This is a genomic window from Shewanella sp. GutCb (assembly GCF_002836135.1).
In the GTDB taxonomy this organism is placed as follows: domain Bacteria; phylum Pseudomonadota; class Gammaproteobacteria; order Enterobacterales; family Shewanellaceae; genus Shewanella.
In genome coordinates, this window is sequence record NZ_PJBL01000005.1 from 34,908 (window position 1) to 60,834 (window position 25,927).

Below are 25,927 nucleotides of genomic sequence, written 5' to 3' on the forward strand. Positions count from 1 at the left end.
GCGGATCACACTTTTATGGCCGACATCATAAAACATTCCGAGCAAGATTCAAATTCCACTAATGGCCAATGAGCAGTACAATGTAATAATTAGCCCCTTTTTAAAAGTTAATTCGCGTGACTCAGCCATTTTCAAAGAAAAAAATACAACATAATAAATTCACCAAACCAAATGGCTTCTCTGCAACATCGGCAAACAAGCCCTACCGCCAATCACGACCAAGCGCTAAACCTAAAGAGGTGCAAGACCCTATCATCGTATTGTTCAACAAACCATTTGATGTACTTTGTCAATTTACAGATGAACAGGGCCGTAAAACCTTAAAAGACTATATTCCTATTCAAGATGTTTATGCCGCGGGCAGATTAGACCGAGACAGTGAAGGCCTTTTATTACTGACTAATGATGGTAAGTTACAAGCTCAAATTACTGAACCTAAAAAGAAAACCTTTAAAACATATTGGGTTCAAGTCGAAGGCGCCCCCACCGAAGTCGATCTCGATAAACTCCGCCAAGGGGTCGAACTTAAAGACGGTCTAACCTTACCAGCAAAAATTAATATCATGGAAAACCCAACAATATGGCCGCGCACGCCCGCTATACGCGAGCGTGCCAACATTCCAACGACGTGGTTAACCATTGAGATTTGTGAGGGCAGAAATCGTCAGGTGAGAAGAATGACCGCTAATATCGGTTTTCCTACCTTAAGATTAATCCGCTATAAAATAGGCCAATGGAGTCTAGATGATCTACCCAATGGCCAGTACCGCCAATTGGATATGAGGTCTAAAAGTGTCTGAACGGTATAAACCAAACACCACGGTAGCCTGCGTCATTGCCTCTAACGATCGTTACTTATTGGTTGAAGAGCTGATTGATGGTGAAATTAGATATAATCAGCCAGCTGGCCACCTTGAGGCAAATGAATCGATTGTCGCTGCGTGTATTCGCGAAGTTCAAGAGGAAACAGGGCTCGATATCGAACCCGAGGGACTCGTGGCAATATATCAATATACCGCAACTGAGCAACTTGCATTTGTGCGTTATACCTTTTATTTAACGCTTAAAAAATGCTTGATTTCTACGCCTTTAGATCCTGCCATACAGACCACTAAATGGCTTACATTTACTGAAATAGTTGCGCTTAAATCTAAGCTACGAAGCCCGCTAGTGCTTAAATGCATTGAAGATTATCAAAACAATAAGCGCTATCCTCTCGAAATACTAAATGATCAATTGCTTTGATAGCTCAGTCTCCCAATGCATGGTAGAATATGCCCCCGCAGAAAGCGGCTGATGTTAGGCTCCCTTGTAATTAGATTTTTTACCCATATATTTAGCTAATATATGGCTGCGACACTCGTTAAACACAAAGGTTTTTAGGATTTATGACATCAATCGAACCCACTCATCTAGGTAAAAAAGTCATCGTCGGCATGTCCGGTGGTGTTGACTCCTCTGTTTCTGCTTACTTACTAATGAAGCAAGGCTATCAAGTCGAAGGCCTGTTCATGAAGAACTGGGAAGAAGATGACACGGATGAATATTGTGCGGCGGCTGATGATCTAAAAGATGCACAGGCTGTCTGTGACAAGCTAGGTATTAAATTACATACCGTCAACTTTGCCTCAGAATACTGGGACAACGTGTTTGAGTATTTCCTTGCAGAATACAAAGCGGGTCGTACGCCTAATCCAGATATCATGTGTAATAAAGAGATTAAGTTTAAAGCTTTTCTTGAGTTTGCAGATGAAATACTCGATGCAGACTACATTGCAATGGGCCACTACGTGCGCCGCCGTGACATTGATGGTATCCCCCAAATGCTACGCGGTGTTGATGGCAATAAAGATCAAAGTTACTTCTTATATACTCTCAGCCACGAGCAAGTTGCACGTTCACTATTCCCTGTGGGTGAGTTAGACAAAAGCGAAGTCCGTGAGATAGCCAAAGAGATGGGACTCATCACCCACGATAAAAAAGACAGCACCGGCATCTGCTTTATTGGTGAACGCAAGTTTACTGATTTTTTAGCCACTTTTTTACCGGCGCAACCTGGTGATATTGAAACCAGCGAAGGCGAAGTCATTGGTACGCACCAAGGTTTGATGTATCACACCTTAGGCCAACGCAAAGGCCTAGGCATTGGTGGCCTTAAAAACAGTAATGATGACCCTTGGTATGTTGTTGAAAAAGATCTAGTGCGTAATGTATTAGTTGTCGGCCAAGGTGGTCACCATCCCCGCTTGATGTCTAATGGCTTAATCGCTAATCAACTGCACTGGGTTGATAGAAAAGGGCCAGAAAATGGCGCCAAAATCACTCTAAAAACCCGTTATCGCCAACAGGATGTACCCTGTACTGTGACTTATGACAGTGCAGATCAAATTCGCGTTATCTTTAATGAGCCAGTCGCCGCAGTTACACCAGGCCAATCAGCTGTGTTTTATGATGGTGAAATCTGCCTTGGCGGCGGAATAATCGACGTACTAATAAGAGATTAATCCATGAGCGACCAGCTGTTTGAACGCACCATGGCTTTTGCTGGCATATTGCAAGCCGTAGCCCAAGTACAATACATCGCAAGAAATGGCGACTCCGATAAAGAAGCGCTAGCGGCAAGTTTAAATTCAGTGTTAGTGACTAACCCTGAATCGACAGCCGATGTTTACGCTGACCAAGAAGCGTTAAAGAAAGGCTATGAAATGATTGTTGCCCAGCTGGGTGACAGTAAGCAAAAAGATGTTGAAGTTACCCGCTACCTGGTGGGTATTCTGGCACTGGAGCGCAAACTAACGCGCTCAGCCAATGCAATGGGAATGTTGTCTGAGCGGATAAGTCAAATACACCGCCAACTTGGACACTTCGACATTACCGATGAGCAAGTTATTGCTAATTTCGCCGGCATTTACAGTGATATAGTTAGCGAACTCGGCCCAAAACTGCAGATTTCGGGTAATCCTGAGTTTCTCAAACGCACCCAAACTCAGCAAAAAATTCGCGCCCTGCTACTGTCTGCCATGCGCAGCGCAGTGTTATGGCGACAATTAGGAGGCAAGCGTAGGCATCTTGTCTTCGCAAGAAAAACAATAGTCGATACAGCTATGAAAAGCCTCACCCTATAATTTAAGACAAGTTCATCAAGGAGCTTCTAATGGAACTTTCCGCACTAACGGCTATCTCTCCGGTAGACGGTCGTTATGGTAGTAAAACCACCTCATTAAGAGGGATTTTCAGCGAGTTCGGCCTGACCAAATATCGCGTTCAAGTCGAAATTAACTGGCTAAAGCTGCTATCTAGCAGCCCAGAGATTGAAGAAGTTCCCCCTTTTAGTGAAGCAGCACTTGCTTTACTTGATCAGATTAAAGATAACTTTAGCGAAGCAGATGCCCAGCGCGTAAAAGATATTGAAGCAACCACTAACCACGATGTTAAAGCCGTTGAATACTTCATTAAAGAACGTATCGCGGATAATGCTGAACTTGTCGCTATTGACGAGTTTGTTCATTTTGCTTGTACGTCTGAAGATATCAATAACCTTTCTCATGCATTAATGCTAACGGAAGCGCGTGATCAAGTAGTTATGCCCGATTGCCAGAAAATTATTGATGCGATTAAAGCATTAGCAAGAGAGCACAAGACGGTACCGCTGATGTCGCGTACACACGGTCAACCAGCTTCGCCTTCTACCTTAGGTAAAGAGATGGCTAACGTTGTTGTGCGTCTTGAACGTCAGCTTAAACAAGTTGCAAACGTTGAAATCATGGGCAAACTCAATGGTGCTGTAGGTAACTACAATGCTCACATATCTGCTTACCCAGAAGTTGATTGGCATGCCCTTTCACAACGTTTCGTGACAAGTCTTGGCATCAACTGGAACCCGTACACGACTCAAATTGAGCCACACGATTACATTGCTGAGCTATTTGACGCGTTAGCACGATTTAACACCATTCTTATCGATTTCGATCGTGATATTTGGGGCTATATCGCCTTAGGTCACTTTAAGCAGCGTACCATTGCCGGTGAAATTGGTTCTTCAACCATGCCGCATAAAGTTAACCCAATTGATTTCGAGAACTCTGAAGGTAACTTAGGGATTGCAAATGCGTTAATGCAACACTTAGCGGCTAAGCTCCCGATATCTCGCTGGCAACGTGACTTAACTGACTCTACTGTTTTACGTAACTTAGGGGTGGGTATCGCTCACTCGCTTATCGCTTATCAATCGACATTGAAAGGGATCAGCAAGCTACAAGTTAACGAAGAGCAACTTCGCAAAGAACTTGATGGCAACTGGGAAGTACTTGCAGAACCAGTACAAACAGTGATGCGTCGTTATGGCATCGAAAAGCCATATGAAAAGCTAAAAGAACTCACTCGTGGTAAGCGCATTGACGGTCAGCAACTTGCTGTCTTTATCGATGGTCTTGAGCTACCAGATGAAGTGAAAATTGAACTTAAGAAGATGACACCCGCCAATTATATTGGCCGTGCTGAAACTTTTGTTGATGAGCTTAAGTAAACGAACAACACCCTTGGTAGCTTAACTGACTACTAATGGTTCAAATAAGGCGGTAAGCTTAGGCTTATCGCCTTTATTTTTATCCTTTTTATGAGTGCTGCCAAAACATGTACAGTCTTAACTTAGACACCAATGCTTTTCTTACCGACTATTGGCAAAAAAAGCCGTTACTTATCAAAAATGCCTTTCCTAACTTTGAAGAGATCATCAGCCCAGATGAACTTGCAGGCTTAGCCTGTGAGGAAGAAGTCTCTTCTCGCGTTGTAGTGACAAAAGACAACGATTGGCAGATCTGCCAAGGACCTTTTGAAGATTATGATAAGTTTGGCAGCAGCCATTGGCAATTGCTGGTACAAGCGTTAAATCATTGGCATCCTGATTCTGCTCACTTTATTGATGCCTTCCGCTTTATTCCAGACTGGCGCTTCGATGATTTAATGGCCTCTTTTGCAACGCCTGGCGGCGGCGTGGGTGCGCACATTGATAACTACGATGTGTTTATTATCCAAGGTGAAGGTGAGCGTCACTGGACTGTGGGTGAAAAAGGCCAGTATGCGCCGAAAAATAATGATCCAACCACGCCATTAATTGAAGGGTTCACTCCCATCATTGATGTGGTTCTGGAAAAAGGCGACATGCTTTACATTCCCCCAGGTTATCCGCACCAAGGCCAAACCTTAACCACGGCGATGAGCTACTCAATAGGCTATAGAGCCCCAAGCCAACAAGAGCTATTCAGTTCATTAGCTGACGCACTCATTGATACCAATACCGGCCTAAAGCGCTTTACATCAACATCTGAACCGACCATTGCTAGCCAAGTGAGCATCAGCCACCAGCAAGATATGATGGCACTGATAAGCGAACTGGCCAGTTCACCAGAAAGTTATCAAATGATGTTGGGTAACATGCTGAGTCAGAACCGATTTGAATTGGATTTATGTGAGCCTGAGGACCCTTACACAGCCGAGATGCTGATGGACGATATTGATCAAGGCGCGCAGTTATACCGTATTGGTGGCTTAAAATTGTTGCAGCTAGAAAATGACACGATATCTCGAGTATTTATTAACGGTGAAGCCTTTGTGCATTCAACAGACATCACAGCCGAGGTCACGGTTTTAGCTAATAGCTTCAGTTTTGATACTGAGAAAACTCAACAGCTGATACAAAACAGCGCAACTCAAGATTTGATTTTGATACTGCTTAATCGTGGCTACTTTTACTTAGGCTAATACCAAAAAACAAATATTCTTATTTAAACAGGCCGCTTCAACGCGGTCTTTTTTGTCCGGCAACTCCAAGATTAAACAACACGATTTGAAGACACAATAATGCCGTTATCGATAATGGTCATGATTGGGTAGTGAACTGCAGTCTTGGATATACAAAAGTGGGCTATGTGCTAAAAATATTGAATTAGAAAAGTCGCACAAAATAAAACGCCTGAATAATATAATTTATTCAGGCGCTTACATCACTAACTTAATGGAAATAGATTAAGCAGCAGGACCCCAGATCTTATCATCGGCCTGCATTTTATACAGTCCTTCAGCTCGTGAGATAAGTAAGTTTGCAAACTTAGCTTGCGCAGGATCGTTGACCAAACTTGAGCGCTGAATATTCTCTGCTTTCATTTGCCACATCATAGAAAAATGACGAACCGCATCTCTAGCAGTAGCAGCAACGTTGACATCAACGTAGTCTGAAGGCAGGTCACCGGACATCACCCAAAATGTCTGCTTAGAGGGTTTTTTAGAGTCCATTTTCCAAATAGCAACAAATGGCGCTAAATAGCGGCTTTCATCAGCATGGACCTTATTTGGCAAAACCCCTTTTTCAGCGAGAAACTTGTTTGCCTTTTGAAATTGAGTTCTGATCCACTCTTGTCTTAATGCTTCTTGGTCTTGAGCTTGATCGACTTCTTGTTCAGCCATCTCTTCCTTCCTTTCTTATTTTTCTTTTGAGTCCCTAAAAACAGCAGTTCTCTAATAATTTACACACTTAACTAGCATCAATAACACTCATAGCCTTACGTTAACGTAAGGTGGAAAGCAGGATTGCCACACAGATCACAAATAATCCTAATCTTTACTTTGTTGAGAGTATCGCTAAATGCTATCGTTCTGCAATAAATATAACAAACAGATCGCACTGTAATCTAGCAGTAGCGGCATTATTGATGCTCATAGCGGAGATCAACAAGTGGCAGTATTCAATCACATCTCTTTTGACGACCATGAACAAGTAGTTTTTTGTCAGGATAAAGAAAGCGGCCTCAAAGCCATTATTGCAATTCATAACACAAACTTAGGCCCTGCTGTTGGTGGCTGTAGAATGTGGAACTATGAATCTGACGATGAAGCGATAACTGACGTACTGCGTCTTTCTCGTGGAATGACCTATAAAAATGCATTAGCTGGCCTCACCATGGGCGGTGGTAAGTCAGTTATTATTGCCGATCCAAAAATCAAAGATCGTGAAGCGCTCTTTAGAGCTTTCGGCCGTTGTATCGATACCCTAGGTGGAAAGTACTATTCTGCTGAAGATGTTGGTGTATCAACAACCGATATTATGATTGCACATCAAGAAACCCCTTATATGGCAGGTTTAGAAGGTAAGAGTGGCGATCCTTCGCCATATACCGCACTTGGTACTTTCTTGGGCATTAAAGCTGCTGTAAAGCATCAGCGTGGCATAGACAGCCTTAAGGGACTTAAGATATCTGTTCAAGGCGTCGGACATGTTGGTTACTACCTGTGTCGCCACCTTCACGAAGCAGGCGCAGAGCTCATCGTTACCGATATCAATCAAGAGTCGTTAGACAAAGTGGCCACTGAATTTGGTGCCACCGTTGTAGCACCTCAAGATATCTATCATCAAGATGTGGATGTCTATGCCCCTTGTGCACTCGGTGCAACAATCAACGACATCACTATTCCTATGTTAAAGGCGACTATTGTTGCTGGTTGTGCCAATAACCAGCTAGCTGAAGTTCGTCATGGTGAGTTGTTAAAGGAGCAAAATATCCTTTATGCTCCGGATTACGTTATTAATGCAGGCGGTATTATCAATGTCTCTTTTGAAAAAGACTATGATGCAACCGCAGCAACAGCCAAAGTAGAAGAGATCTACAACACGCTACTGACTATTTTCAAACAGTCAGACGAGCAAAACCGTACAACCGGTGATGTTGCTGATGAAATGGCGCGCAAAATCATTAATGCCGCTAAGTAAAACCTAGCACCTTGAAAAAACCAAGCATTTGCTTGGTTTTTTTTTGACTATTATCTGCATAGTTCCATATACATAGCGATTGTTCATAAAATTTTCATTTTATCAAACTGGCAAAGGTCATATTCCTCTGCTTGAATTAAAGGCCCTAGGGAAATTGAGGGTCGTAAAATGGTGTGTTTTAAGTATGATCTCAACCAAGAAAACATTGAACTACAAGCCAGTAATTGGTGCGGTTTAGAACAAGCATATGTGAATGGAAAACGCGTATCGAGAAAACTAAACTTTGGCTATCAGAGCGAGCATAATGTGATGCTTAAAGATGGTAAACCTGCGAAGTTACATCTCTGTCTCGACCCAATGACTGAGCAAATTATCTGTCGTATTTATAAACAGAACAACCTAGTGGCGAGCCTAAAGCAGGGCAAAAAAGAGCTGTATAGAAGCCGCTTAATGATCCAACAAGGCATCCTTGCTGTTGGCTTACTCGCAGTATTAGTGCTTACAATGAGTTAGTTTTTATATCAACATAATTGAATATCGTTCGATGTGACGCAAACTAACTGACTTGCTTGATAATTACCACTTCCTGCTGTCACGGTTGTAATCGATAACTTTTGACTATCCGTGCCATTCTCAATCAGTATCGCTTTAACGATTGTTCCGTCGCGAACAAAATTAACCGCAGCAATAAAGTCACCCACATACAGATCTCTATACAATTTAACACTGATACTGCCAATAGAACGAGGTTCTAGGCGCCCTTCTTCAACCACCAAAGTAGAACCATTAGCCAGAGTAATCGATTGGATAAACCCTTCAGCAGGACGAGTTTGTTCAACTGTCTCTATCGTCGGTTGCTTCTTTTTTGATTTATTGATATTGACCGAGCAAGACGTTAAACCGGCAATAACGGCAATAATTAGCAGCGTTCGATTCATAAAAACTCCATTTTAAACGTGTACCCTTTAGAAAGTATGGTGGTGATTATTAATCATTGATTGTCGCATCAGGATATCAACAATATTTAGCCGTAACATTAATCGGTAAAACGATTGATTTTATTGATCAGAGCTAAAAATATAGTACGTTCATCAAGGCTTAGGTTATCAAGAAAGGTTTCATTCACTCGCTCAGCTTCACGAATCAGATCTTGCTCTAAAGCTTTACCGTTATTAGTCAAATAGATATTGAAGGCTCGGCGATTGTCGACATCTTGCTGGCGGGTGATTAACTGCTGTAGTTGCAGCTGATCGAGTAATCTGGTCATGGTGTAATTAGCCACATCACAACGTTTGGAAAGCTCAGTTTGTGTCACGCCCTCTTCCTGCCAAAGTGAAAACAGCACTGGCCAGAGTTTTATGTCCAGATCATAGCGTTTAAGCTTTTGATCTAATGCATTTTGTAGGTCTACATTCAGATGAGAGACCAAGTAACCTAAGCTTTCAAATCGATTCAATCAGCACCTCCACTGCTATATAGCGCTTCATTCAATCTTATCACTTACGCTAAAAGAAACTAGCCTTCGGGTTAGCTAATTATCAAAATTCAATCAAACAGCTTATAAATCATTAGCTTGAAATAGCACATTTAGCTTAAGGGGCTGTCAGGCTATAAACTCATTAATAAAACGATAAAAACAGGCTCGATTAAGTCGTGCAATCACTCCCCTTTCTACCCTTGTTATTATTTTATCGTCACTCACAATAAACCCTTCAAACGCTGAAATGTGGTGACGGGTATTAATACTCGATACCAGCTCATATCCGCCCTTGCCATCAGCATCATAATCAACAATGATTAATGCTTGATTGACCACCTCGACTTTTAGCTTTTCCACTGGCGTGATGAGAAAGTACTCATCATCAATTCTATTTAAAATACTGGCAAAAAGCTTACTAAACTTAAGCGGTAGCAGCCCTCCCTGATAGAACCAGTCACCGTTATCAGTGATCTCGAAAATCGCTGTATCAGTGCACAAAGGGACACTTGGTGTCAAAGATGCTATTGCATCGGTCAAGTTTGATTCCTTTGATGTCATAGCCACCCCTGCTTCTGTCCACTTTATTCAGTCTACTCTATACCCAAGCCACTTGGGTATAGAGATACCGACTTCGCCTAATATAAAAAAACTAGCCATTAGCTAGTTTTTTTAAGATGGGTACCGTTACAGTAACGTTAGCAATGCTTCTATCGGATGCTTTGGTTTATAACCGCTAAAACGTTTCACCTGACTTCGACAAGAGTAACCTGAAACCAATACTTGAGACTGCGGCAGCTTCGATAACGTTTGCTCCCAAGACATACCGTACAGCGCTTTAGAGCGCTCAAGATTTTCAGCTTCATGGCCATATGTTCCTGCCATACCACAGCACCCTAGATTCACCGTATTAAGCTTGGCACCAAAATGCTCGAAAATCCCTTTCCACTCATTTGCGGTATTGGGCTTGGTGGTTGATTCTGTGCAGTGACTAAACCAAGTGAATTCAGGTTTACTGCGCTCTGAACCGTCACAGGCAGGCTCACTTTCCTGCTGCTTAGGTTCAGCTTTGAGGACATCCAATAACCATTCATTCGCAAGTTGGACATGGAAGTCCCCTCTGGCGCCACCGAGTACTTCTGCATATTCGTCTCGATAACAAAGTACTAACGCAGGATCGATGCCCACCATCGGCATATTAAGCTGAGCCACCTCATTTAAGAAATCAGCAGTCGACTTAGCCGTCCGAGCAAACTTATCTAAGAAGCCCTTAATATGAATAGGCTTACCATTAGGTTTAAACGGCAGTAATACGGGCTTGAGGCCTAATTTATGAATTAGCTGGATGAAATGCAGCACAGTTCCCGCTTCATAAAAACTATTAAAAGGGTCTTGTACTACTAATACGTATTCACTGCGCTGCGAGACTGGAATTTGTTGCAGAGCAGCTAAATCATAGCCTCTGCTAGCGTGTCCTTCTAAACGTTGCTTTAACGTCGGAACTGATAAGGCTGGTGCATCAACATAACCGAGAGACTTCTTTATGACCCATTTGCTTAAGCTATTTTGCGATACCGCATTCACCAGTCTTGGCGCGTTAGCCATTAAGGGCAGCGAGTCTTCAATGCCTGCGACTAAGTAATCTTTTGCGGGACGCAGATAACGCTTGTAGTAAATATCAAAAAACTGCGCTCTAAATTTGGGTACGTCCACTTTAACGGGGCACTGACTTGAGCAAGCTTTACACGCCAAACAGCCTTTAAGAGACTCCATCACCTCATGTGAATAGTCATACTCTTTATCACTTTTTAATGAATTCTGCGCTCGTTGCAGCCAACCTAACGGCTTAGAGCGAGTCAGCTCGTTGACATCTATGCCTTCAGCTTCAAGCAGTCGCAGCCATTCACGCATGAGTCCTGCACGGCCTTTGGGTGACTGAACTCGGTCACCTGTGACTTTGAACGATGGACACATTGGCGAATAGGCGCTGTAGTTAAAGCACAAGCCATTACCATTGCAGTTCATCACATCAGGAAAAACGTTTCGGGTTTGGATCGGGATTTGTCTATCAAAGCTGCCGCGCTTAACGCTGTCGACATTGTAAATCATCGGTCCACTGTTTTTCGGCGCAACTAACTTGCCTGGATTGAGCTTATTGTGCGGATCAAACAGACCTTTAACCTCTTCGAGCAAACCATACAAATGCTCACCGAAAACCGCTGGTCCGTATTCACCGCGAACACCTTTACCATGCTCTCCCCACATCAAACCGCCATATTTCAACGTGAGTTCTGCCACTTGATCAGAGATTGTTCTTAGCAGTTTTTCATCTTCTACATCGCACATATCGAGCGCTGGACGCACATGCAACACACCAGCATCGACATGACCAAACATGCCATACTGCAGTTGATGGCTATCGAGCAGCGCTCTAAATTCAATAATATAATCAGCCAGCTTTTCTGGCGGTACAGCGGTGTCTTCTGCAAATGCGAGCGGCTTGCGAGTTCCCTTTGCCGCGCCCAATAAACCGACCGCTTTCTTACGCATCGCATAAATAGTATCGATACTGCTTCTGTCAGCAATGACTTGATAACCCAAAAGCCCAGCTTCGCTATTGGCCATTTGCGAGGTTAACATGGCTTCAAGTTTAGCCAATCTTGCTTCAACATCGGCTTGTTCGCCAGCGAACTCAACCATGTTTAGGCCGTCAATCTCTTTACCTGGAACGTCGGTAATTAAGGAAGACACCGAGTGCCAAATAATATCCTGTTTCGCCAGGTTGAGCACTTTGGAATCGACCGTTTCAACCACGGTGGCATTGGCTTTGACTAAATCGGGCGCATGACGCAACGCAGATACAAATGAATCATACTTGATGTTAACCATCATGCGGCACGTCGGTAACGGGGTAATATTCAACTTGGCTTCGGTGATCACTGCCAATGTGCCTTCTGAACCGGTCAAAATACGTGACAGGTCGAAGTTCTCTAAGGTGTCATCCCAAACATTTTTAAGATCATAACCGGTCAAAAAACGGTTTAACTTAGGAAAACGCTGCTCAATCTGTTCTCGATTACCTTTACACATTTGTGCAATCGTGGTGATTAGCTGCTGTCCTAATACGTTATCGGTTATCGATGTAACATCGTTTAATTGGCTCTCGCTTACCGGCTGAGTCTGAAGCTCGCTACCATCAAATAAAATGCTCGTTAGCCCGAGTACGTGATCTGAGGTTTTACCATAAACGAGTGAACCGGCGCCCGAGGCGTCGGTATTGACCATTCCGCCTAATGTCGCACGATTGGACGTCGATAAGTCAGGACTAAAAAAGAAACCATGGGGCCGCAATGCATCATTGAGCGCATCTTTAACCACACCCGCCTGCACTTTTACCCAGCCTTCAGCCGCATTAACCTCTAGCACGTGATTCATATAGCGTGACATATCAACAATAATGCCATGGGTTAATGATTGACCATTGGTGCCTGTGCCACCGCCTCTCGCGCTAAAGACAACCTTGGAGAACTCATCTTGATAAGCAAGCTGCAGTGCTAGCTGGACATCCTCAGCCGTTTTAGGATATATCACCGCTTGAGGTAAAAATTGATATACCGAATTATCGGTCGCTTGGGCTAGACGCGCACTATAGCGAGTATCTATATCACCAGAAAATGTTCCCTCTTCTAATCTCGTTAAAAAAGAAAGGTATATTGGTTCAAGCGTTTGTTGATGAGATAATTTCGGTAACATAGCAGCTTCTGTTAATTATTATTCTTAGGTTTATCTCAGCATTATATACCCAAGCTACTTGAAAATGCAGGCTTCAGTGGGAATTTATACGCTTTAGGCGATTTCAGTAATATGCTCCTGCATGACTGACATCCCCCCCTCTCTGGAGATTGCATTGATTAGGGGGTCGGGATCCCTTTGCAACATCAACATTACAGACTAAAGTGCATTCTAGATGACAACAATCCCCATAGAGTAAGGCTTTGCACATGTTATCTGCAGGAGTGTAGATCAGAGCTGAGAGCTAGATGCAGTCGCTGTGCGTTCTTTTTGACAGAGAGTATTAGAAGGAAGCCCCTACCTAATACGACTAGAATGGAATCGGTATAATACCTCTTAAACGAACATGTCCAAGTTGTTCGGGTATTAAAAAAGCCGCTAAATAGCGGCTTTTTTATTTTTTAATGAAATGTTAAATCATACCGATTTAACACCGCATTTTAGCGTTTAAGCTTCGTTATGTGCTTTGGCTAAATATAACCAAGTATCGATAACGGTATCAGGGTTTAGCGATACAGTATCGATGCCTTGTTCAACTAACCAAGCCGCGAAATCATTGTGGTCTGAAGGACCTTGACCACAAATACCCACGTAAGCGCCTTTTGCTTTAGCCGCTTTAATGGCCATTGCAAGTAGTACTTTTACTGCCTCATTACGCTCATCAAATAGATGGCTGATAATGCCGGAGTCACGGTCAAGACCTAACGTTAACTGCGTTAAGTCGTTTGAGCCAATGGAGAAACCATCGAAATGCTCAAGGAACTGATCAGCAAGCAGCGCGTTTGATGGAAGCTCACACATCATAATAACGCGGAGGCCATCTTTACCACGTACAAGACCTTCCTCTTTAAGCAGCTCAATAACTTGCGCAGCTTCGCTTACGGTACGAACGAACGGGATCATGATCTCTACGTTCTTAAGACCCATGTCATTACGTACTCGCTTAATCGCTTCACACTCAAGTGCGAAACAGTCACGGAACGATTCTGAGATATAACGGCTTGCACCACGGAAGCCCAACATTGGGTTCTCTTCCTCTGGCTCATAACGGTCACCACCAACAAGGTTTGCGTATTCGTTTGACTTAAAGTCAGACATACGAACAATCACTTTCTTTGGATGGAACGCAGAAGCGATAGTCGCAATACCTTCAACCAAGCGAGCAACATAGTACTCAACTGGAGATTCATAACCCGCGATCATCTCGTGGATCTCTTCTTGAAGCTCAGCCGTTTGCTGGTTGAACTCAAGCAATGCTTTAGGGTGAATACCAATCATACGGTTAATGATGAACTCAAGACGCGCCAGACCAACACCTTCATTAGGCAGGCGAGCAAAATCAAATGCTCTGTCTGGGTTACCCACGTTCATCATCACTTTCATTGGCAGATCAGGCATAGAATCAACACGTGATGAAATCACTTCGAAATCTTGCAGACCGTTATAGATGAAACCAGTATCACCTTCAGCACAAGAGACAGTCACTTCTTGACCGTTCTTAATACGTTCAGTGACATCGCCACAACCAACAACCGCTGGAACACCGAGTTCACGTGCAATAATTGCAGCGTGACATGTACGGCCACCACGGTTTGTCACAATAGCGCTTGCACGCTTCATGATAGGTTCCCAATCAGGATCTGTCATGTCAGTAACAAGTACATCGCCCGGTTGGATTTGGTCCATATCGTCAATTGACTTAAGGACTTTAGCAACGCCTTTACCAATTTTGTGACCGATTGAACGGCCTTCACAAACGACATCACCTTTAGTTTTAAGATGGTAGCGCTCGATAAGCTGTACATCTTCACGAGAACGAACAGTTTCAGGGCGAGCTTGAACAATATACAACTTACCGTCGTTACCGTCTTTTGCCCACTCGATGTCCATTGGACGACCGTAGTGCTTCTCGATTGTCATTGCTTGCTTGGCAAGCTCTTGTACTTCTGCGTCATTAATTGAGAATTCACGACGCTTGTCAGCAGCGATATCTTCAATCTTAACTTGCTTACCGTGAGATTCATCGTCTGAATAAACCATTTGGATAAGCTTGCTACCGATATTACGGCGAACAACGGCTTTATGACCAGCAACCAAAGATGGCTTGTGCACATAAAACTCATCTGGGTTAACAGCACCCTGAACAACCATTTCACCTAGACCGAATGAAGAAGTAATAAATACCACGTCATTGTTGCCAGACTCAGTGTCCATAGTGAACATTACACCAGAAGCAGCAGTGTCAGAGCGCACCATACGTTGTACACCAGCTGAAAGCGCTACGCCTTTATGGTCATAACCTTGGTGAACTCGGTAAGAAATTGCGCGGTCGTTAAATAGCGAAGCAAATACGTGTTTAGTCGCAACTAAAACAGCTTCGTAACCTTTAACGTTAAGGAATGTTTCTTGTTGTCCTGCAAAAGATGCATCCGGCATATCTTCTGCAGTAGCTGAAGAGCGAACCGCAAAAGATGCGTCGCTGGTTTCAGCGGCAAGCTTGTCGTAAGACTCACGAACTGCTTGCTCAAATGCTGGGTGGAATGGTGTATCGATAACCCACTGTCTGATCTGTGCACCGGCTGTAGCGAGTGCGTTAACATCATCTACATCTAGAACGTCTAGAATTTCGTATATCTTCTGGTTAAGTCCGCTTTGTTCAAGGAATTCATTGAACGCGAAAGACGTTGTAGCAAATCCACCAGGCACCTGAACACCTGCATTTGAAAGATTGCTAATCATCTCACCAAGAGAAGCGTTCTTTCCGCCTACCTTGTTGACGTCACCCATGCCTAATTCTTGATACCAGAGTACGTATTGCTGCACAGTTCTATCTCCGCAAGTATATTTCAGTTTGGCTCTTCACACGAGAGCAGCGGCATTTTACACTCCACGGCAACAAGCGTAAATGTATAATTTTATTTGTAATTTTATTACTACAAGAGGCCAAAATGTTACGTAAAGTATTTTATATCTCAGATGGGACGGCGATCACAGCAGAAGTGTTTGGCCATGCAGTTTTATCACAGTTTCCCCTTGAATTTGACGCACTTACGATTCCGTTCGTTGAAACAGAAAAAAAAGCTGAGTCCGTTAAGGCACAAATTAATGATTGTTTTATTACAACAGGTGAACGGCCTCTGGTTTTCCATTCCATCGTAAAAGCTGAGATTAGAAACATCATCTATAGCAGTGAAGGTTTGGATTATGACTTTTTGAACACCTTTGTCGCGCCATTAGAGAAACAATTAGGCATGCCTGCAACGCCAGCTTTACACCGTACTCATGGTAAAACCAATGACAGTTATGAAGCACGAATAGAAGCGATTAACTACGCAATGGAGAACGATGACGGCCAAACCATGAAACATATGGACAAAGCGGACCTCATTTTACTCGGAGTATCTCGCTGCGGTAAAACCCCTTCAAGCCTGTATCTATCAATGCAGTTTGGTATAAAGGCAGCGAACTATCCTTTTACTGAAGATGACATGGATAATTTAAAACTTCCAGATGCCTTAAAGCGCAACAAAGATAAGTTATTCGGCCTAACCATTGATCCTGTGCGTTTACATGAGATCCGTCAAAGCCGCATGTCGAACAGTCGTTACTCGTCATTACGCCAATGTAGGATGGAAGTGAAAGAGGTCGAAATGATGTACAAAAGAGAACGCATCCCTTTTGTAAACACCACCAATCATTCCGTTGAAGAGATTGCTACCAAAATCCTCGAAGCCACCAGTTTAGAGCGCCACATGTTTTAAACTTCCAAAGCAAATTAAGGGCTTTTTAGAACAAAAGCTTTACTGCCCAAGCCACATGAGAATGCCCCCTGATTTATGCATTTCCAAGCGGCTTGGGTATAACTTAAATCAAATAGTTTCAAATAAGAGGCAAATTAGCGCTAAATTTCCCATATTTGCCACTGTGCATAGCGCTACTATTCGTTATAATCCGAAGTAATCAGGCAAAAAGCCCATACAAACGCTCGGTATTGTGAATGACCATTAAAACAGACGAACTACGCACCTCCCTATTATGTAAGGTAATTTCACCTGCACAACTCGCTTCTGAATACCCTTTAACGCAAGACGCAGCAGACTATCTAGTCGAGCAGCGACGTGAAGTTGAAGCTATTATCAATGGCGAAGATCAACGACTGCTTGTCATTATCGGCCCTTGTTCGATACATGATACTGAAGCCGCACTCGAGTACGCTCAGCGTTTAGCCAAATTGCACCAGCAATATAAAGATGACCTGTGCATTCTAATGCGCGTCTACTTTGAAAAGCCTCGTACTACGGTTGGTTGGAAAGGCCTTATTTCAGATCCAGATCTAGATGGTAGCTTTAGCCCTAATAAAGGCCTTCGTAAAGCACGCCACCTGTTACAGCAGATCTCTGAACTTAAGCTACCTATCGCAACCGAGTTTCTTGATATGGTCAATGGTCAGTACATTGCCGACCTGATTACTTGGGGCGCTATTGGTGCGCGTACCACTGAAAGCCAAATTCACCGTGAAATGGCCTCTGCACTTTCTTGCCCTGTAGGTTTCAAAAATGGTACCGATGGCAATATAGATATCGCAGTCGATGCAGTGCGAGCAGCGCAAGCACCGCATATCTTTTATTCACCAGATAAAGACGGTGCAATGGCCGTTTACCGCACGCACGGTAATCCATTTGGTCACATCATTCTACGCGGTGGTAAACAACCTAACTACCATGCAGCTGATATCGAAAAAGTGGCAACACAACTTAATAGCGTAGGTGTAACTCAACGTATCGTTGTTGATTTTAGCCACGGTAACAGCCAAAAGAAGCATAAACAGCAATTTGATGTTGCCGAATCTATCATGCAGCAGATGAGCAAAGGCTCTACCGCAATAGCGGGCATTATGGCTGAAAGCTTTATTGAAGAAGGTAATCAAAAGGTTGTTGCAGGTGAATCACTTATCTATGGTAAAAGTATTACCGATGCTTGTATTCACTGGGAAGACTCAGAAGTATTGCTACGAGATTTAGCTAAAGCATCTCGTGCAAGAATCGAGTTATTGAAAAAGTAACCTTATTCTAAAGCTATACACTAGCAAGATTTAACCGCTTAAAAACGTAGTCAGCTATAGATAGTGACTGCGTTTTTTTATGTCCTCCTCGCTGCTCGTTACTTAACTACCCAAATACGTTGCAGCACAAACCCGGCATAATGCTTAAATCAAAATACTTAAACCAAGTTTTTTCTTAACCAACAACGGCTATGTCCTGGAAGGTAATCTTCAAGCTCACCAAAAACGCGATAGCCTTGCTGTTTATAGAAATCAACAGCTTGATAGCTAAAACTGGTTAAATGTGAATTTTTACAACCATTAATGCGAGCTTCCGATTCAATTTCATTTAATAAACGAATACCATACCCTTGACCACGCAAAGCCGCTGATACCCATAGCGAATCAATCCATAGCCAGCCAAAATTGTCATAATTCCCTTGGACACCGCCAAGCAATAAACCATCACTATCACGCAACAAAAATGCCAGTTCATATCGTCCAGTCGCAGGGACTTGAGTTTGGCTAAAACCTTCAATGCCATCCCAAATCGTACTTTGCTCCTGCTGTGATAGCTTATCTTTACGTTTTATCTGGTGCATTGACGTTTTTCCTTTTACCCTATCTAGCCATACAAATAGTTCGAATGTTGATCCCTTGTATAGCTCCCATATCGATGAATGTGTATCAAGGTATTGAAAATAAATGCAATTGTAAAGCGAGTAAAACTCACATAAACAGTACCCAATGACATGCAGTCATCGTTATTGCTCAAGTGGACTTTAGTCCATTTCAACATAGCTATAAATTATCTTTTTTGGATGCCAACAAACGACTATAATCGCGCCCCTATTAATGCATAACCTTAAGTTGCCGTATGCCCTTAACTCAAACACCGACTCAATTTAGTGACGCTATGTCGCTTAGAATTGAGCAATCTGAAGCTCGCGTGATCAAAGCGGTCTTTCCATCAATAACCAACCATCACAATACCCTTTTTGGTGGTGAAGCATTATCTTGGATGGATGAGACGGCTTTTATTGCGGCCACTCGTTTTTGCCGTAAAACGCTAGTCACCGTGAGCTCAGACAAAATCGATTTCAATAAAGCGATCCCTGCTGGCTCGTTAGCAGAAATTATTGCGCGAGTGGTTCACGTGGGTAACACCTCAATCAAAGTTGAAGTGAACATCTTCGTTGAAGACATGTATCGAGATCATCGTGAGCATGCAATACGCGGTGTATTTACCTTTGTCGCGGTTGATGATGAAAGAAAACCCACCAAAGTTTGGACCCCGAAGTAACCCGCTTAGATTGAGGGTTATGAGCATAATCCTCATTGCTTTATTTCAACGCTTAAACATATCTATTAAACGCTAGCTTAGTCTTTAGACCAAAGTCTAACTCTGTATAAGGTTTCGCGAAATTATAACCTTTCCTAATAAATCCATAGAACCCCTTATCATTTATCTGTTACATTGAAGCACCTTCACGCGCAACGAAAATAACCCTATAAAGCCATGAAGCCTGAAAACTTAAATATAATTATTGCTGACGACCACCCTTTGTTTAGAAATGCATTGAGACAAGCTTTGTCATCTGCATTTACAAATACCCAATGGTTTGAAGCTGATAGCGCTGATGCGCTACAAAAGCTATTAGACAATAAAGACATTGAATATGATGTTGTATTGCTCGATCTGCAGATGCCCGGCTCTCACGGTTATTCAACGCTGATCCATCTTAGAACTCACTATCAAGAACTCCCGGTGGTTGTTATCTCCGCTCATGAAGATAATACGACTATTAGCCGTGCCATTCATTATGGTAGTTCGGGGTTTATTCCTAAGTCTTCATCAATGGAGACACTTGCAACAGCACTCGAAGCGGTTCTATTCGGGGATGTTTGGTTGCCTGAGGGGGTTGAGCTAAAAGAGGTCAGTGACGATGGCACCGATCAAGTCGCCAGTAAGCTATCGGATCTGACGCCACAGCAGTATAAGGTGCTACAGATGTTTGCCGAAGGTTTGCTTAATAAGCAGATAGCCTATGACTTAGGCGTATCAGAAGCCACGATTAAAGCCCACGCTACAGCAATATTCAGAAAGCTCGGCGTTCGAAATAGAACTCAAGCTGTTATCGCATTACAGCAGCTAGAGATGGAAAAAGTCGACCTTTAATCCAATAAAAATTATCAATAAAAAACCGCAATAAAATGCGGTTTTTTTATGCTTGATTTACTATCTAAAGTTCTCCATCACTTTGTAATACATCATTCCTAATGCTAGCGCCTGATTTCCAACCCATTCATTGACTGGGATCCGTAAGTGCGACATTTCAGCAAACAAACTAAATTCTTGTAGCTCTCCAACAACAGCATTGGCCATTATTTCACCCATGATATGGGACGTTGCAACGCCATGCCCAGAGTAACCTTGGCAATAAAAAACATTGGCTGATGCTTTGCCCAGTTGTGGAATACGGTTTAGCACTATGCCTGCCATTCCCGTCCACTGGTATTCTATTTCGACCCCTTTTAACTGAGGAAATGTTCGCTCAATCGCCGGTCTAAGTGCCTTGGCAACATCTTTTGAATCTCGGCCTGAGTAATTGGTTCCACCGCCAAACATCAAGCGATTATCAGCCGTTAAACGATAATAATCCAATACGAAGCGAGTATCATAAACTGCGACATCTTTGGGAATAAGGTTTTGCGCCTGCTCAGGCGTTAATTGTGCAGTAGCGCAATTGCCAAGCGATGCAGGAAACAGCATTCCTCGTAGCTTTTTACGCGCTAATTTATGGTAGGCATTCCCCGCTAGCACCACGCTATTAGCAGTGATTTTGCCTTTTGCAGTTGTGACAGTAGCCAGTATACCGTCTTCAATATTCAATACAGCTGATCCTTCAAAGATCAGCGCTCCCATACTTTCAGCAGATCTCGCTTCACCAATGCAAAGGTTGACTGAATGGAGGTGCATATTGCGTTTGTTAAGTAGACCTGCATGATACAAAGGCGTATTGATGTAATCGGGCAACTGCTCTTTTGATAATAGCGCTAGCTCACTTTCCATACCACGGCGGCAGCCTTCATCGAAGGTTTGCTTCAGCTCGTCAATATGACTGGCTTTATAAGCGGTGTGTAAATGGCCAAATTTAAGATCACATTCAATGGCATATTTTTTGACTCGGGCTTTAATAATCTCATGTCCACGCCAACGCATATTCCACACAAAATCTTCAGCTTCAGCACCCACTTTGTTCTTTAATTGCTTAGTCATCGCGGCATCGCCAGAAAGACTACCGGTGACCTGCCCTCCATTACGACCTGTCGCCCCCCAACCTATCTTATTAGCTTCAACAATTGCGACTTTATAGCCCTTTTCACACAGCTCTACCGCCGTCGCCACACCGGTAAAACCGCCACCAACAATCACAACATCAACGCGAATATCGCCCTCTAATTGAGGATAATCAGTCTCATCTGTAATGGTAGCGTTATAGTATGAGTTGCAGCGCGGTTCTGGCATGACAATTTCCTTTTGAGTAATAGATTACTTCTTGTTTTATATTTTTTACATTGTGTTCAGTATATCCATCTGTATCGTTTGGTCAAGCAGTCTTAAAACCAATACTAGTCTCGATGAAATAAGTTAATCCGTTGTTACCTCTCTTCAGACTGAGGGCTGTTTAGTCTATTCGAAGCTATAACTTGTCGAGTGATATTTCAGCGACTATCTTCAATAGTAAGCGTTTAATACCCTAATCATTAAATGGTGATGAGTTCAAAGTGCTGGGATTTCATCCCAAGGCGCGTCGATGGCGAACGGTATAGCTTAAAAATGATACAAATTCATTGTCGATAGGTATTCAGGGATTGCTCTCTGCAGGTTCGGCAGATTAAGTAACGATTCAAAAGAAGGACTGTGATATGAAAAAACTCGGTTTAGCTATTGTGATCTTCGCCCTCAGTGCCTGTGCGTCATCGCCTGCCACGTGGAAAGGCATGTCTGAGCGAGACATTGCAGCATGGAAAGATATTGGTTTTAACGCTGAACAAGCTCAAGCATGGAAAGGCGGTGGATTTAGCCCAGAGCAATCTGAAAGTTGGTCAAAACAAGGCTTTAACCTAACGAATGCCAGTAACTGGAAGAACCAATCTTTTGATGCTAAAGAAGCCAACAGTTGGAAAACAGGCGGATTTGATGTCGAAAGTGCAGTAGATTCTCGTGATAAAGGTTTAACGCCAGTAAAAGTTGAGTAACAAGTCATTGATAGAAAATGGCACGCTTAATCAGTGTGCCATTTTTATATCTATACTACCCTTTTCTTATCAAGCTTGAAATCAAGGCTCTTAGCGCAGCAGGTTTGACCATTTTAGCCATGTAGTGATAACCACGAGCATGTACATCATCAATCAAATCTTTACGCGTATTGGCGGTAATCAAAATGCCTGGTAAATGCTCGCCATAAAGACTACGTACACCGTCCATTGCATCGACCCCATTTTGATTGTTATCCAAGTGATAATCGGCAAGAACGATATCAGGCGCGACCCCTTTAAGGCCTAATTTAATTCGAGCATCAGCAAAATCACTGGCGCAAATCACTTCACATTGCCAACGCGTCAATAAACTCTCAAGCCCGGCTAAGATAGCCTCTTCATTATCAATGCATAATACTTTGATGCCCGCTAATGGTTGCAATAAAGACGGTATTTTCTTGGCTATTGGCGCCGTCACTTTTTCGCCCAGTGGCACTCTGATAGAAAATACAGAGCCTTGGCCCAATATTGAAGTCACACTAATTTCATGCTCTAAAACACGGCTTATTCTATCAGCAATCGCTAAACCTAACCCCAAACCATTGACACTTTTACTTTCTGGGTTATCGAGTCGTTTAAACTCTTTAAAAATCTCCTGAGTTTCACTCTCATCAATACCACAGCCGGTATCCAAGACTTGGATCTCAAGTTCAGTCTCGCGGTAACGGCAACCCAATAGCACACGATTACCTTTGGCGTAGCGATAAGCATTGGTGAGGAAGTTTTGCAGTACCCGTCTTAGCAAACTAGGGTCCGAGTTGATGGTTGCTGAACAGGGTATTGAGCTAAATTTAATCATGCAGTCTTTTGCCATAGCTTGGAACTCAACGGTTAAACCATCAAGCAAGTCCGCAATAGCAAAATCCCGACGATTGACATCTACCATGCCTGAATCTAATTTAGAGATATCAAGCAAATCGGTAAGCAACTCCCCTGCAATTTTAAGTGAACTATTGACGTGGCTTAAGGTTGTCTTTGCCTCTAAGTCTAAATTTGGATACTGCGAGAGTGAGGCGGTAAAAAGTCGTGCAGCATTTAGGGGCTGCATCAAGTCATGTCCTACCGCGGCTAAAAACTGACTCTTAGAGGCATTTGCCATCTCCTCTTGCGCTTTTGACTCCAGCAGTTTGCTGTTGAGCATCGATAACTCATAAGTACGTTCTTGTACTCTCGCTTCGAGTGTCTCGTTCGACTCTTGTAATGCCTTGGCCTGCAAACGGTATTGGGTAATATCGGTAAACGTCATAACAAAACCGCCACCAGGCATCGGGTTTCCTTGAATCTTGATAACCTTGCCATCTTTACGTTGCCGCTCTGACACATGCTGAGTACCGTCTCGCATGTGCTGCACCCGCTTCTCTACTTGGTCCTCAATTTCACCAATACCACAGTAGCCACGCTTAGCATTAAAACGGACAACCTCTTTGATGGGCATGCCTGCCTGCAAAAAATTATCTGGATAATCATAAAGTTCAGCATATTTAAAATTCCAGGCCACTAGATTCAAATCTTTATCCACCACACTCATACCTTCGTATGCATGCTCGATTGCGCCCCGCAGCATATCTTGGCTTAGAATGATTTTAGAAGATGCCTCATCAACAAGGTTAAACACTTCATCTAAGGCAAGATCTCGACCTTGTAATACTGAATCCATAACCAATGAGGCACTAGAAGCTCCTAGCACTCCCGCGAGCATATGTTCAGTGTGTTCAATCAATTCAGGCGGGGCTATTTTATGCCAACTGTCGCTCTTTACTGCATCTTCTGAAAAACCAGAGAAGCTCTCATACGCACGAGTTGGGCTAACAAAGCGACTCGCGAGGATAAGTAGGTCTTGCTGAGAAAGCGCCGCACTCTTGCGGTTAGTCGCCTTCTTTAACCGCCCCGGAGTGACAAAGGCACTGGCTTGCATACGCTCAGCAACACCGGCACGAAACCAAACAGAGCCAAGCACATAACAAGCACAGTTAGCGAGCAAAGCGATGAGAATATCGCGAACATTGGGTTTAATCGAATCAAGCAAGGCAAAGTCAGTGGTGACGAGGCCTGGGGAATCCGCAGCACCTTGCAACAAGATATAACACCAACTGCCAAATCCGACAGCAAGGCCTAAAAACACACCACTTCGATTGCCATGTTTCCAATACATACCGCCGATTAACGCGGGAGCTAATTGCGCAAATGCGCCAAAAGACAACATGCCTAAAGAGGACAGCGAATCATTATCCATAAACGAAAGATAACTAAAATAGCCTAAGCCTAGAATCAGCACGATGGCAAGACGACGTACATTAAGCAGCAGTTGCGAAAACTGGCTAAAATTTCTCGCTTTTATCTGCCCTGTACGCAGCATTAATGGTACCAACCATTCATTACTCACCATGACGCTAATCGTCACTACCGCGACGATCACCATTCCGGTGGCTGCGGACAACGTCCCTAGCAACGCTACGACAGCAAGCCACGGCTTATCGAGCGCCAGTGGTAAATTAATCACATAAGTGTCAGCAGCAACGGCGTCACCTAATAATAGCTTTCCAGCTAACGCTAATGGCGCGACAAACAGGCCAAACAACAACAGATAAAGCGGGAACATCCACCGTGCTTTGACCATCGTTTGTTCATCATTGCACTCGACCATCATCACATGGAACTGTCTTGGCATACATAAAAAAGCCGCCATGCCTACCAGTAACTCAGGCATTAATGATTCGACACGTAAATTCGGTTTGTTGATCAAACCCTGCGCACTCGCTTGCTGCCAGATATCGCCGAAACCGTCAAACACACTAAAACTGATGACCGCGCCAATCAATAAGAAAGCACCTAACTTGACCAGCGACTCAAAGGCAATCGCCAGTATCATGCCAGGGTTATGTTCGGTTGCATCGAGCTTACGTGTCCCAAATAAAATGGCGAAAACAGCTAATAGTCCAGTAATGACCAGCGACACTGTAGAACCATCGAACAAGGATCCTTCCGGCTGAAAAAGATTCAAGCTAAAGACCATTGCCTTAAGTTGCAGCGCAATATACGGCATGATGCCAAACAGGGCGATTAAGGTCACGATGGCCGCAAGCAGCTGAGACTTACCATATCTTGCGGCAATAAAGTCGGCCACAGAGGTAATATTCTGCGCTTTAGACACAATCACCATTTTTCTCAGCAGACCAAAACCGACAGTAAAAATGAGAATTGGGCCGATGAAGATAGGAAGAAAAGACCATAGGTCATCGGCTGACTGCCCGACTGTGCCTAAAAAGCTCCAAGAAGAGCAGTACACAGCAAGGCTTAAACCATAGATCCAGGCTTGAATACGCTTAGTGATGCGACTGAACCACCGCTCTGCTCCCCATGCGATGAGGAACAATAGACAGACATAAACAATGGCGATGGTGCCAACAAGAACAGTCAAATTCATAGGATTCTCTTTTTTTTCCTATTTTGCGGTAAAAAACGAATGAAATCTAGCCAAAAATAATTTACAACCATTTAAAAAATAAGGATATTTTTTTACTAGACCAAGGTC

The 25,927-nt window shown here is 43.3% G+C and carries 22 protein-coding genes; 13 read left to right on the forward strand and 9 right to left on the reverse strand.

Annotated features, from left to right (window positions below; translation table 11 throughout):
• Nucleotides 1-116: 116 nt before the first annotated feature.
• The 6 genes from CXF86_RS05290 to CXF86_RS05315 all read left to right on the forward strand — a co-directional run bounded on the left by CXF86_RS05290 (nt 117) and on the right by CXF86_RS05315 (nt 5,760).
• Nucleotides 117-800 (forward strand): pseudouridine synthase, encoded by a 684-nt coding sequence (locus tag CXF86_RS05290; RefSeq protein WP_102038529.1) that lies wholly within the window; start codon nt 117-119, stop codon nt 798-800.
• A complete protein-coding gene (locus tag CXF86_RS05295) occupies nt 793-1,245 on the forward strand; it encodes an NUDIX hydrolase (protein WP_101089725.1) in 453 nt (150 codons plus the stop codon). Before CXF86_RS05290 ends, CXF86_RS05295 begins: the two co-directional genes overlap by 8 nt.
• Before the next feature lie 143 nt (nt 1,246-1,388).
• On the forward strand, nt 1,389-2,504 hold the full coding sequence (gene mnmA, locus CXF86_RS05300) for a tRNA 2-thiouridine(34) synthase MnmA (protein WP_101089724.1): 1,116 nt from the start codon (nt 1,389-1,391) through the stop codon (nt 2,502-2,504).
• A 3-nt stretch (nt 2,505-2,507) separates the two neighbouring features.
• Entirely contained in the window at nt 2,508-3,125 is a 618-nt protein-coding gene (hflD, locus tag CXF86_RS05305; RefSeq protein ID WP_101089723.1) for a high frequency lysogenization protein HflD, read from the forward strand.
• Nucleotides 3,126-3,154: 29 nt separating this feature from the next.
• Complete coding sequence (gene purB / locus CXF86_RS05310) at nt 3,155-4,525, forward strand: adenylosuccinate lyase (RefSeq protein ID WP_101089722.1); 1,371 nt, start codon at nt 3,155-3,157, stop codon at nt 4,523-4,525.
• 107 nt (nt 4,526-4,632) lie between these two features.
• Entirely contained in the window at nt 4,633-5,760 is a 1,128-nt protein-coding gene (locus tag CXF86_RS05315) for a cupin domain-containing protein (protein WP_101089721.1), read from the forward strand.
• 264 nt (nt 5,761-6,024) lie between these two features.
• Here the strand turns inward: CXF86_RS05315 and CXF86_RS05320 are convergent, their stop codons facing one another.
• Nucleotides 6,025-6,462, reverse strand: a complete 438-nt coding sequence (locus CXF86_RS05320) for a DUF4826 family protein (RefSeq protein WP_101089720.1) — start codon at nt 6,460-6,462, stop codon at nt 6,025-6,027.
• A gap of 268 nt (nt 6,463-6,730) precedes the next feature.
• Between CXF86_RS05320 and CXF86_RS05325 the strand changes: the two genes are divergently transcribed.
• Together CXF86_RS05325 and CXF86_RS05330 are read left to right on the forward strand one after the other, a co-directional pair.
• Entirely contained in the window at nt 6,731-7,762 is a 1,032-nt protein-coding gene (locus tag CXF86_RS05325) for a Leu/Phe/Val dehydrogenase (RefSeq protein WP_101089719.1), read from the forward strand.
• 168 nt (nt 7,763-7,930) lie between these two features.
• On the forward strand, nt 7,931-8,275 hold the full coding sequence (locus CXF86_RS05330; RefSeq protein WP_101089718.1) for a hypothetical protein: 345 nt from the start codon (nt 7,931-7,933) through the stop codon (nt 8,273-8,275).
• A gap of 8 nt (nt 8,276-8,283) precedes the next feature.
• Here the strand turns inward: CXF86_RS05330 and CXF86_RS05335 are convergent, their stop codons facing one another.
• From CXF86_RS05335 to ppsA, 5 genes are all read right to left on the reverse strand, one after another.
• The gene (locus CXF86_RS05335; RefSeq protein ID WP_102038530.1) at nt 8,284-8,700 is read right to left on the reverse strand and encodes a PliI family lysozyme inhibitor of I-type lysozyme; all 417 of its coding nucleotides are present in this window, start codon (nt 8,698-8,700) and stop codon (nt 8,284-8,286) included.
• 98 nt (nt 8,701-8,798) lie between these two features.
• Entirely contained in the window at nt 8,799-9,218 is a 420-nt protein-coding gene (locus CXF86_RS05340; protein WP_101089716.1) for a MarR family winged helix-turn-helix transcriptional regulator, read from the reverse strand.
• A 147-nt stretch (nt 9,219-9,365) separates the two neighbouring features.
• Nucleotides 9,366-9,800 carry a DUF1285 domain-containing protein gene (locus CXF86_RS05345; RefSeq protein WP_102038531.1) on the reverse strand — a complete coding sequence of 145 codons (435 nt, stop codon included), beginning with the start codon at nt 9,798-9,800 and terminating at the stop codon, nt 9,366-9,368.
• A 126-nt stretch (nt 9,801-9,926) separates the two neighbouring features.
• Nucleotides 9,927-12,992 (reverse strand): D-2-hydroxyglutarate dehydrogenase YdiJ, encoded by a 3,066-nt coding sequence (locus tag CXF86_RS05350; RefSeq protein WP_101089714.1) that lies wholly within the window; start codon nt 12,990-12,992, stop codon nt 9,927-9,929.
• 486 nt (nt 12,993-13,478) lie between these two features.
• Complete coding sequence (gene ppsA / locus CXF86_RS05355; protein ID WP_101089713.1) at nt 13,479-15,854, reverse strand: phosphoenolpyruvate synthase; 2,376 nt, start codon at nt 15,852-15,854, stop codon at nt 13,479-13,481.
• A gap of 125 nt (nt 15,855-15,979) precedes the next feature.
• Between ppsA and CXF86_RS05360 the strand changes: the two genes are divergently transcribed.
• Complete coding sequence (locus tag CXF86_RS05360) at nt 15,980-16,792, forward strand: posphoenolpyruvate synthetase regulatory kinase/phosphorylase PpsR (RefSeq protein WP_101089712.1); 813 nt, start codon at nt 15,980-15,982, stop codon at nt 16,790-16,792.
• A gap of 236 nt (nt 16,793-17,028) precedes the next feature.
• Nucleotides 17,029-18,093, forward strand: a complete 1,065-nt coding sequence (locus CXF86_RS05365; RefSeq protein ID WP_102038532.1) for a 3-deoxy-7-phosphoheptulonate synthase — start codon at nt 17,029-17,031, stop codon at nt 18,091-18,093.
• Nucleotides 18,094-18,251: 158 nt separating this feature from the next.
• Here the strand turns inward: CXF86_RS05365 and CXF86_RS05370 are convergent, their stop codons facing one another.
• Nucleotides 18,252-18,674: a GNAT family N-acetyltransferase gene (locus tag CXF86_RS05370; protein ID WP_101089710.1), complete on the reverse strand. Its 423-nt coding sequence runs from the start codon at nt 18,672-18,674 to the stop codon at nt 18,252-18,254.
• Nucleotides 18,675-18,949: 275 nt separating this feature from the next.
• On the opposite strand from CXF86_RS05370, the gene CXF86_RS05375 reads away from it, so the two are divergent.
• Complete coding sequence (locus tag CXF86_RS05375; RefSeq protein WP_101089709.1) at nt 18,950-19,375, forward strand: acyl-CoA thioesterase; 426 nt, start codon at nt 18,950-18,952, stop codon at nt 19,373-19,375.
• A 216-nt stretch (nt 19,376-19,591) separates the two neighbouring features.
• Complete coding sequence (locus CXF86_RS05380; RefSeq protein ID WP_101089708.1) at nt 19,592-20,251, forward strand: response regulator transcription factor; 660 nt, start codon at nt 19,592-19,594, stop codon at nt 20,249-20,251.
• 60 nt (nt 20,252-20,311) lie between these two features.
• Here the strand turns inward: CXF86_RS05380 and CXF86_RS05385 are convergent, their stop codons facing one another.
• Nucleotides 20,312-21,601 carry an NAD(P)/FAD-dependent oxidoreductase gene (locus CXF86_RS05385; RefSeq protein ID WP_102038533.1) on the reverse strand — a complete coding sequence of 430 codons (1,290 nt, stop codon included), beginning with the start codon at nt 21,599-21,601 and terminating at the stop codon, nt 20,312-20,314.
• A 401-nt stretch (nt 21,602-22,002) separates the two neighbouring features.
• Between CXF86_RS05385 and CXF86_RS05390 the strand changes: the two genes are divergently transcribed.
• Nucleotides 22,003-22,335: a hypothetical protein gene (locus CXF86_RS05390; RefSeq protein ID WP_101089706.1), complete on the forward strand. Its 333-nt coding sequence runs from the start codon at nt 22,003-22,005 to the stop codon at nt 22,333-22,335.
• A gap of 55 nt (nt 22,336-22,390) precedes the next feature.
• On the opposite strand, the gene CXF86_RS05395 is transcribed toward CXF86_RS05390, so the two are convergent.
• Nucleotides 22,391-25,819 (reverse strand): PAS domain-containing hybrid sensor histidine kinase/response regulator, encoded by a 3,429-nt coding sequence (locus CXF86_RS05395; protein ID WP_101089705.1) that lies wholly within the window; start codon nt 25,817-25,819, stop codon nt 22,391-22,393.
• Nucleotides 25,820-25,927 lie beyond the last annotated feature (108 nt).

Excerpts from the sequence above, each read along its gene's own strand:
- CXF86_RS05375 (WP_101089709.1), top strand. The coding sequence starts at position 18,950 with ATGCCCTTAACTCAAACACCGACTCAATTTAGTGACGCTATGTCGCTT.
- CXF86_RS05385 (WP_102038533.1), bottom strand. The coding sequence starts at position 21,601 with ATGCCAGAACCGCGCTGCAACTCATACTATAACGCTACCATTACAGAT.
- CXF86_RS05390 (WP_101089706.1), top strand. The coding sequence starts at position 22,003 with ATGAAAAAACTCGGTTTAGCTATTGTGATCTTCGCCCTCAGTGCCTGT.
- mnmA (WP_101089724.1), top strand. The coding sequence starts at position 1,389 with ATGACATCAATCGAACCCACTCATCTAGGTAAAAAAGTCATCGTCGGC.
- CXF86_RS05360 (WP_101089712.1), top strand. The coding sequence starts at position 15,980 with ATGTTACGTAAAGTATTTTATATCTCAGATGGGACGGCGATCACAGCA.
- CXF86_RS05370 (WP_101089710.1), bottom strand. The coding sequence starts at position 18,674 with ATGCACCAGATAAAACGTAAAGATAAGCTATCACAGCAGGAGCAAAGT.
- CXF86_RS05350 (WP_101089714.1), bottom strand. The coding sequence starts at position 12,992 with ATGTTACCGAAATTATCTCATCAACAAACGCTTGAACCAATATACCTT.
- CXF86_RS05330 (WP_101089718.1), top strand. The coding sequence starts at position 7,931 with ATGGTGTGTTTTAAGTATGATCTCAACCAAGAAAACATTGAACTACAA.
- CXF86_RS05365 (WP_102038532.1), top strand. The coding sequence starts at position 17,029 with ATGACCATTAAAACAGACGAACTACGCACCTCCCTATTATGTAAGGTA.
- hflD (WP_101089723.1), top strand. The coding sequence starts at position 2,508 with ATGAGCGACCAGCTGTTTGAACGCACCATGGCTTTTGCTGGCATATTG.
- CXF86_RS05335 (WP_102038530.1), bottom strand. The coding sequence starts at position 8,700 with ATGAATCGAACGCTGCTAATTATTGCCGTTATTGCCGGTTTAACGTCT.
- CXF86_RS05345 (WP_102038531.1), bottom strand. The coding sequence starts at position 9,800 with ATGACATCAAAGGAATCAAACTTGACCGATGCAATAGCATCTTTGACA.
- CXF86_RS05320 (WP_101089720.1), bottom strand. The coding sequence starts at position 6,462 with ATGGCTGAACAAGAAGTCGATCAAGCTCAAGACCAAGAAGCATTAAGA.
- purB (WP_101089722.1), top strand. The coding sequence starts at position 3,155 with ATGGAACTTTCCGCACTAACGGCTATCTCTCCGGTAGACGGTCGTTAT.
- CXF86_RS05395 (WP_101089705.1), bottom strand. The coding sequence starts at position 25,819 with ATGAATTTGACTGTTCTTGTTGGCACCATCGCCATTGTTTATGTCTGT.
- CXF86_RS05380 (WP_101089708.1), top strand. The coding sequence starts at position 19,592 with ATGAAGCCTGAAAACTTAAATATAATTATTGCTGACGACCACCCTTTG.
- CXF86_RS05315 (WP_101089721.1), top strand. The coding sequence starts at position 4,633 with ATGTACAGTCTTAACTTAGACACCAATGCTTTTCTTACCGACTATTGG.